The organism is Arthrobacter ipis, from assembly GCF_014694315.1.
Classification (GTDB): Bacteria; Actinomycetota; Actinomycetes; order Actinomycetales; family Micrococcaceae; genus Arthrobacter; species Arthrobacter ipis.
Genome location: NZ_JAAOXD010000007.1, coordinates 59,657 through 68,421 on the forward strand (window position 1 = coordinate 59,657; position 8,765 = coordinate 68,421).

6 protein-coding genes and 1 pseudogene are annotated in these 8,765 nt (G+C 59.3%); 6 read left to right on the plus strand and 1 reads right to left on the minus strand.

The genetic code is table 11. From position 1 onward, the window contains the following. Nucleotides 1–521, minus strand: a pseudogene (locus G9E11_RS15285) (transposase); the annotation flags it as partial. A 499-nt stretch (nt 522–1,020) separates the two neighbouring features. Here G9E11_RS15285 and G9E11_RS15290 point away from each other — a divergent pair. The 6 genes from G9E11_RS15290 to G9E11_RS15315 form a co-directional block, all read left to right on the plus strand. Continuing rightward, nucleotides 1,021–1,308, plus strand: coding sequence for a hypothetical protein (locus G9E11_RS15290; RefSeq protein ID WP_190607230.1), 288 nt, complete (start codon nt 1,021–1,023; stop codon nt 1,306–1,308). A 917-nt stretch (nt 1,309–2,225) separates the two neighbouring features. After that, nucleotides 2,226–2,696: a hypothetical protein gene (locus G9E11_RS15295; RefSeq protein ID WP_190607232.1), complete on the plus strand. Its 471-nt coding sequence runs from the start codon at nt 2,226–2,228 to the stop codon at nt 2,694–2,696. A 115-nt stretch (nt 2,697–2,811) separates the two neighbouring features. After that, complete coding sequence (locus G9E11_RS15300; protein WP_190607234.1) at nt 2,812–3,384, plus strand: hypothetical protein; 573 nt, start codon at nt 2,812–2,814, stop codon at nt 3,382–3,384. Between the two features lie 229 nt (nt 3,385–3,613). Then, nucleotides 3,614–5,251, plus strand: a complete 1,638-nt coding sequence (locus G9E11_RS15305) for a peptide ABC transporter substrate-binding protein (RefSeq protein ID WP_190607236.1) — start codon at nt 3,614–3,616, stop codon at nt 5,249–5,251. Nucleotides 5,252–5,466: 215 nt separating this feature from the next. After that, nucleotides 5,467–5,799: a hypothetical protein gene (locus G9E11_RS15310; protein WP_190608450.1), complete on the plus strand. Its 333-nt coding sequence runs from the start codon at nt 5,467–5,469 to the stop codon at nt 5,797–5,799. A 2,240-nt stretch (nt 5,800–8,039) separates the two neighbouring features. Beyond that, nucleotides 8,040–8,765, plus strand: a 726-nt coding sequence (locus G9E11_RS15315; RefSeq protein WP_190608313.1) for an MFS transporter, incomplete at its 3' end; no start/stop codon positions are given.

Consider the following 8,765-nt stretch of genomic DNA (forward strand, 5'->3'; position numbering starts at 1 on the left):
CGGCGCACCGTAAACCCCGTTCGAATCCGCATGAGCCCGCCGGACCTTTCCATCCAGCTCGGTCCGCACTACGGCCCGCGGCGAAGACTCCGAAATGCTTCGTCGCCGCCAGGCGTAGAACCCGGACCGTGACACCCGCAAAAGCCGGGCCATCCGCTGGACCGGGTAGTTAGCCTTCTCGGCCTCCATCAGCTCGAAGCATTCCGATTCTGCTGCTTGGAAGCGAAGAAGGCTGCGGCTTTTCCCAGGAACTCGTTATCCATCCGCAGCTGCGCGTTTTCCCGGCGCAACCGCTCGAGCTCCGACTTCTCTGTCTCCGCCGCCGAGAACTCTTCAGGGGCCGCCAGACGCGTCCGTTCCTGGGCCACCCACCGTCCCAGCAACTGCTCACCCAGACCCAGCTCCCTAGCCACCGGTGCGACCGGCCTGTCTGTATCAATCACCAGGCGCACGGCCTCCCGCCGGTACTCCGGAGTGAATTTACGTCGTGTCGTCCTCACAAGAACACCTTCCCGCAGAATCCAAGGATCCCGCTACTTCAGGTGTCCACCAACAGAGGTTAACCCCAAGTACTGAGTAAGTAAGCGGGGCGTGCACAGTGCACGCCCCGCTCGTTTCTTTCCGCCGGCCAAGAAATACCGCCCTGCCGAGCGGGAACCAGGGGCGAAAGCGTCCCTATTGAAGCTAAGCGACGTGCGGAGAGCCAGTTTGAAAGGAACAATAATGACTGCGGACCCACAAGTGGCGTATGAGCCAACGACTTCAGCAGGAGCCCGCCTACTGAGCTAACACAACTGGATCCACCTCAACCCCGGTGACCGTTCACAAGGCCAATGTTAGAACATATATTCGAATGGCGTTCGGTTGGCGGCCCGGCGGGCTTGCAGCTCGGCGCAGGGAGAAGCTGCCGGTCTTGGTCTGCAGAAATTACGGACTAGTCATGTAGCCCAGCACCAACGTCTCCATGAACTCGTGAGCCAATCTGCTCATTCCCATGGAAGTCGACAGACGGAGTGCCCGATGTTTCTCGCAGCGATGGATCCTGGCATCACCCCAAACGCAGATTTCCCATTTCTCGATTCGCTCAAACAGATCGGCGGGGGCATCCTCGTCGGCGCCTTCATTGTGATCGCCATCGTGGCGATAATCGGAGCCGCGATGCTTCTGGCAGGCAAGCTGAGCCAATCATCGCGGTTGGCGTCAGGCGGCGGCATGATTCTCCTTTGGACCGGCCCGGTGGCTGCCATCTTGGGAGGCATCAACGGGTACATCCTGTGGTCTCAGACGGCGTTCCCGCTCGGGTTCTAGGTCGAGTCGGTCATGGCGGTTCAGTGCGATCTGAACGGATGGTGGCCGCCCGGCTGCGGCCTCGTCTCCCAAGCGAACGATGGTGTCCAGAGCTCCATCACCTCGTTCTTCGCCAGCATTCCAGCGCCAATAATCGAGGTTTCATCAAATAGGCCTCAGGCTCCGCCGCCGCTAGCGCACGTTCTGCTACAGTCAATGGGCTCGCCGCCTCACATTGGGATATGAGGACTAATCCCTTAGGCAAGGTGACGTCCGTATACGAGCCAAAAACACTTAGAATATCGTCGGCTCCCTTCCGGCCAGGGGATCTGGGGAGTATTATCTCTTTCACCGAGTTTAAGAATGCTTCTCGGGCGGCTGAAGTTTAGCCCCGGCTTCAGTTTGATTGTCAGCGTAAATGGCCCACCAGGGCAAAACGCAACTGCTGCTATGCAGCTAGCCACCGGTCGATATGTGCTCCAACGCATCTGGCCGACGAACGAGACGTGTAACCGCGTCCCAGCCACCCATTCCGTGGTTATGTCAGCTTTTCCCTTCTGGAACTTTTGCCGCACAATACACAATTTCTGCATGTGCCCGGGTGTTGGATCGAAGCGCTCGGAGTCCGGTGGCTGGGGACCTACGGTGCTACGCATTCCGCGCAGCACCCAGACTAAGCAACATCGTCATGCATTAACGGCAACATCGGTGTTACGCGTATGACGACCTCGACAAAGGGACGTCGAGTAAAAATGGCGACGAAACAACTTCAACACGCCCAAAAGCTGCCAATACCAGCCCGAAGTGCTCTAGACCGAGACCACATCATGAACCACACTCAGCACTCAGAACCCCCATTCCCCATTCTGCCGCAGTCTCATCGCGCTCCAAAACGTAAGGCAACTACACTCCGTCTTGCACTGCTCAGCAGTCTGCTCATGGTATCCGCCTGCGGTAATAACACCGCCACAGGAACGGGACAATCAGCAGCTCCCCCAGCGGCACCTCCAGCCGCTCAAGAGCCAACCAGCACAGTCCCGTCCACTGCTACGCCCACCACAAAGCAGACCGTCTCCGTCTACGGACAGCAATACACCTGCGACCAGCTCATCGGCGGAACCTGCGATAGCAACTACCAGTACGACTTCAACAAATGGGGCGACAAAATGCAGTCCTTTATTATGGCGTCCAACGATTACAGCTCCCTAGCCCACATCGAACAACAAGCTAAAGCGAGGCTCGGGTTCTTTGCCTGCGAAATCATAGAACGGGGACAAGGAATCGACTCCTACGTAAAACCCGTGCAGAACGACTACCCGGAAATACCAGCAAGCAATCTCACTGACATGTTCAACGTTGCCCAACAGCGACTCTGCGCTGTCAAATATGGCGACAGGGTGGTTCCATGAGGCTCCAGCTACGGGGACAACCCTGATGAAACCCCACGTCACGGTCTAAGCAGCAATACATCAACCCGCCCTGACAACAGTGAAACAGGCAGAGGACAGAACCGTGCGACCCACAATGACCGGCAAGACCCTCCTAGCAGCCGCACTCGCAGCTACGCTACTCACCTCCTGTAGCAGCAACGGAGGAGGCACAGCGCAACAAGCCACAACACAACCACAAGCTGCCCAACCACCAGCACAGCAAAACCCGTACACGCCACCGGCGGATACCTTCACACCTCCAGCAACCACGACGACGGCACCAGCACGCGGGAGTGGCTCCGCGAAGACCGTCCGCATCGAAGGCAAGGACTACACCTGCGACCAACTGATAGGTTCCATCGCCAACGAACCGTGCAGTCCCCAATTCAACGCGGCATACGAAAAATGGGGAGACCACATCGACGATTACGTCAACTCCGGGCACCTCGGACCACTGGGCAACCAAGGCAACAACTCAGTACTCTCATACGAGGTTCTTTCTTTCCTCGGACTCTACGCCTGCATCCTGAACGAAAGTGATGGAACCTCAACCGACTTCGTAAATTACGGACTGAAAATACACCCGGACGCCGCGCGCACTGACTTCCTCCCCCTCTGGTTCAATGCACCAAAATACCTCTGCACTGAACTGCCCGCCAAAGGCTAGAAGCCAATGAGATGAAAAACGTCAGCCGGCCGTCACCGGCAAAGCGCTCCTCGCCACGCTCCCTAACCTCCTGCGAGGACAACGGGAAACCATCGGGAAACCACCAAGACCAGTACTCATCGACGGGAAAGCCACATGTAGGCCACGTCACAGGAAATCCCTTTGCCCGGCCCTGCACATACCCTGAGTTTTTTTCCTGACGAACTCCCTAACTCACATAGGAGGCGGAATGCGTTTTTCGGGAACTTCCAAAGCACTCGGCATGGTGGCCATCGCCGCTCTTGCCTTGACCGGATGCGATGCCGGCGGCTCTACTGGCGGCAGCGGCAGTACCGGTGGCGACACCAGCAAGGTGATCCTGGTCGACGGTACGGAGCCGCAGCGTCCGCTGATGCCGGCCGACGCCAGCGAGTCCGGCGGTATCAAGGTCGTTAAGCTGATGTTCGCGGGCCTCGTCAGTTACGACCCCAGCGGCAAGCCGGTCAACGAACTTGCCGAGTCCATCGAGGGCACGGACGGCCAGCACTTCACCATCAAGGTCAAGAAGGGCCAGAAGTTCACCAACGGTGAGCTGATTACGGCCAAGACCTTCGTCGACTCCTGGAACTTCGGTGCTGCCGCGAAAAACGCACAGCTCAGCGGCAGCTTCTTCGAAAGCATCAAGGGCTACGACCAGGCCAGCGCAGACGGCTCGACCGTTGAGACAATGTCCGGCCTGACAGTTGTTGATGACCAGACCTTCACCGTCGAACTGAACCAGCCCGAGTCCGACTGGCCGCTGCGCCTCGGCTACACCGCCTTTGTCCCGGTCCCCTCCGGCGCACTCGCGGATCCGAAGGGCTTCGGCGAAAAGCCGGTCGGCAACGGCCCGTACAAGATGGCCGACGGCGGCTGGCAGCACAACGTGCAGATCCGGCTAGTCCCGAACCCGGACTACACCGGTTTCCGCAAGGCCAAGAACGCCGGTGTGACGGTCAAGATCTTCCAGAACGACGACGCCGCCTACCAGGACCTGCTGTCCAACAACCTGGACGTCCTGCAGGGCATCCCCCTCAGCGCGCTGAAGAACTTCAAGTCCGACCTTGGCGACCGCACCATCGACAAGCCGTACGCCGGCAACACGACCCTCGACATCCCGGAATACCTGCCGGAATGGAGCGGCGAGGCAGGCAAGCTCCGCCGCCAGGCCATCTCGATGGCAATTAACCGCGACGAGATCATCAAGGTGATCTCCCGCGGCGCGCTCCCTGCGAAGGATTTCACGGCTCCCGTGCTTGACGGTTACAGCGACTCGATCCCGGGCTCGGAGAACCTGAAGTTCGACGCGGCCAAGGCCAAGGACGCCTGGGCCAAGGCCGATGCCATCCAGCCGTGGGACGCCGCCAGGACGTTCACCATCGGCTACAACGCAGACGTGGGCGGCAACAAGGTCTGGGTCGAAGCCGTCGTCAACCAGCTCAAGAACACCCTCGGCTTCAAGGTTGAAGGCAAGCCATACGCGACCTACAAGGACATCCTCGACGACGCGACCGCCAAGACCCTCACCGGGGCCATCAGCGACGGCTGGCAGGCGGATTACCCGTCGCTGTATAACTTCCTCGGACCGCTCTACAAGACCGGCGCTGGCTCCAATGTCACCGGCTACGCCAACCCGGAGTTCGACAACGCCATCTCCGATGGACTGGCCGCCTCCTCCGTCAGTGAGGGCAGCAAGGCCATGAACAAGGCACAGGAGATCCTGCTTGAGGATCTTCCGGCCATCCCCCTGTGGTACTCGGTCGTCAAGGGCGGCTGGAGCGACAAGGTAACCAACGTCGACTTCGGCTGGGACGGCGATCCGCTGTACTACGCCATCACCGGCAAGTAACAACAGGACGACGGCGGGGGCTGCGCAGATCGGGGTCCCCACCGTCGTCCTGCTTCCGCATTCTCCTCATGGCCCGGGCCCCGGGTGTACTTTCGCAGGCCGCACGCCGTGAGTGAACCGACGTCGTCCCGCACCCCTAGTGGAAAAGGATCTTTGATGGACAACTCGACCGCATCCCGGGACAGGATGCCTGCCCAAGGGGGTGCGCTTCGCTGATGACGACCTATGTTCTCAGGCGTTTCCTCGAACTGATTCCCGTGTTCCTCGGCGCCACGCTGCTGGTCTACTTCCTGGTCTTCAACCAAGCAGCCGGCCAGGAACCCAACGACGTCATCAATGACCAGGGTGCGGTTGGATATTTTCCGGTTCCAGTCCGGACCCAGCGACGGGTTCCCCCGGCCCTTGGCAAACTTGGTGGCATGGAGCTCATACAGGGGCGGAATCCGGTACTCCGCCATGAGTGCCTTGCGCCAGTCGAGCACCTGGCGCAGTCCCGGTTTCCAGTCCTCCACCAGGAACTCAATCCAGCTGTAAGTGGCAAACCCTGAAACTGTGAGAGTCCTGAAGGATAACGGTTGCCGCGAACCCGGAACCTTCAGAACTGCCGGGCCCGATGCACCCCCCTAAGTAAACCGGGCCCGATGCACCCCCTAAGTAAAGCGGGCCCGGCACTTTTCCCCTGCGCCCCAGGGGCCTCAGCGGGGACAACGACCGGCGTACCAGGTAGCTCTCTGCTTGGAAACACGAGAAGCCCCCACCGTGTCGACGCGGTACGGGGCTTCCCTTGCGGCAATATCTCGCCATCTGGGGGGAATGAAGGTACGCTGCCGACAAGTTACTGCCCGTAACTTCTCCAGCAACTTGAGGAACCGGACCGCAGCGAACGTGCAGCCTGGGTTTCTGAAAACAGACCCGTCAATCGGCTGGGCCAGTCATGCACTTTCCATTCCTGCGGTCATGAAATGTTGAAGGAGGTCCATCGGAATGACGCTCGTTGTCGCAGGCCACCTCACGGTGCCGACATGCTCGGCCGCGGCAGAACACCAGCTGGGGGCCAGGACATTCGCGCTCGTTGTCACACCCTGGCGCTGGTACAGCCATGGACAGGATTCGGGCATAGGCCAGCAGTTTCTGGTGGATAAATATGCATCAAAAGAGGGTGTGGACAGTGTCCACACCCTGGGCTTCGGATTCGCTTGTAATGGTGCCGGACTGGCTCGGATTGGGGATGTTTTCGAAAGAGTGGCGGATTTTCAGGGGGAGAGCCCGGTTCGAGTCCCACCTCGGGCACGTGTTTTCCCTGTTCAGGGGCTTTTTAGCCTCTGACTGTGGACAAATTGTGTTGTGAAGGGCCCCTTCGGGGGCCCTTTTCATTGGTGGCCCGTGCTGTGGCCGGCTGCCTCCTTGCATTCCTGGGTGGACGGGTTGTTGCATCCTTGGTGTTCACTCGGTACCTCCTGTTCGGGCTTTTGGTCGGCTGTTCACTTCTTCATGGTGTGTTTGGGGGAGGGCGGCATGACTTGCGCCCAACCGCGGAGAATTGGTGTCGCCGGACGCCCACAGGCCGTCCGATAGCGCCTGACGGCAATATTGCCCTGCGTTGTAGCCCATGGTGCTGACTGTCCTTCTTCCGTGGCTCGAGGGTTTTTCCGTCGATAGCTGTTCATGGTTGCCCTCGGAGTCAACGACATGACTCTGTGGATTTTTACCGCCGTTCCCGAAGCGAGGTACTGCTGCCTGGCTGGTCTTTCATGTCTGTTCATTACCGGCCTGTTGGATGACTGCATGACGGAATGATGAGACGCCGAGGCACCCTGAGCGGATAAGAGTCTCGAACCCACTCTGACAGCCCGGCAGCTACCTACCCGACGTCAGGTTGGGGTGTACCTCAGACCGGCACGAGGTGGCCGCCGATACGCAGTCCTTACGCCGGAGAGCTTTGCCATGGGCAACGCAGAAAGCAGGGAGCCGCGACGAACATTCTGAGGTTGTCGCGCAGCGCGTGTTCGCTGAAGCTTATCGGTCGGAGTTTTGACTAGGTTAGAGGTCGAATCGTGGTTTGGTTGTGGTCCAGTCGGTCGTCATGGCTTAGTGTCGGCGGCGAGGAAAACGCGCCCTTGCACACTGGGCGTGGAGCGGGTTCCCGGTGTCGTTCTTGCGAGTGTCCGCCGTCGTTTCCATGGCGGTGTTGGTACCAAGGAATTATCCGGCAGTTCACGAGTTGGCGGTAGCCGTTCCGGAGCGTGGTCCCGGCCAGCAAGGTCGGCAAACATGTCCGGACGCGAATATCAAGCTTGATTTGCCTGGGGAAAAATCCTTGACAATAGCGGCGGCCCTGAAGCAATCTGTTGCTTATCGCGAAGCCGATTGATTCATACGGAACAAATCGAGTCGTGCCTATCGGTTTCGCGTTCTCTTCTGTGAACGAAAGAGATGCGCTGCACTAAGGCCGCTCTGTGGAACGTGAAACTCGCTTCCGGAACGCGCAACACCTGTCTCGACGAGCAACCCTTGTCGCCAAGGTTGCTCGTCGATGGCCCTATCCGAGGTATCCGCAGTATTCACCAAAGGAAACCCTTTCATGACAAGCAAACGTGATGTCAATGTCGATAACCGTTAGCGAGAGACCCGAACCCAACGGACGCCGCCGGCTCAAGGTGTCAGATATTAATGTCGTCAACCAGCCGATGCTCAAGAAGGCACTCTAGTGCCGTCAGCGGTTTGCGCTAAAACGGCCGCTCGGGTGCCGTCAGCGGTTTGCGCTGAAACCAGAAGGGAACAAATCTCAATGATCAATCCGACCAGCACGACGGCCTCCGTCGACACCCCGATATCAAACGAGACCAGCTCCAAGTTCAAACGCCGCTTCATGGTGCGGCTTGTCGCCGTCTTCATCGGCGGGATGTTCCTCGACGGTTACATCCTCGGAATCATCGGCCCCGTCGCGGGATCCATGCGGTCAGATCTCCAGCTCGACGCACTGTCTCTGGGCATGATCGCTGCAGGCCCGCTGGCTGGTATCTTCGTCGGCTCCCCCCTTGCCGGTTGGGCTACTGACAAGTTCGGACGCAAGCCCATGTTCCTCGTGGACATGGGCTTGTTCCTGGTCGTCTCAGCGGCCCAGTTCTTCGTAACCTCCGGAGACGGGGCCGTGATCCAGCTGGCCATCATCCGGTTCTTCATGGGCGTCGCGATCGGCGGCGAGTACTCAATCGGTGGGCCATTGCTATCAGAGTTCTCCCCTCCAAAGCTCCGCGGGCGTTTGCTCGGGCTGACGCTGATCGCCTGGTACGTCGGTTTCATGATGGCATTCATCGTCGGCACGCTCCTGCACGAGGCCGGCACCCCATGGCGCCTCGTACTCGGCACCTGCGCGATACTCGCATTTGTCCTGTTCCTCGCCCGCATCGGCCTCCCCGAATCGCCGAGCTGGCTCATTTCGAAGGGACGGCGTGAGGAAGCACTCGCGATCGCACGCAAATACGTCGAATCGTCCCAGATGCACACCAGCATC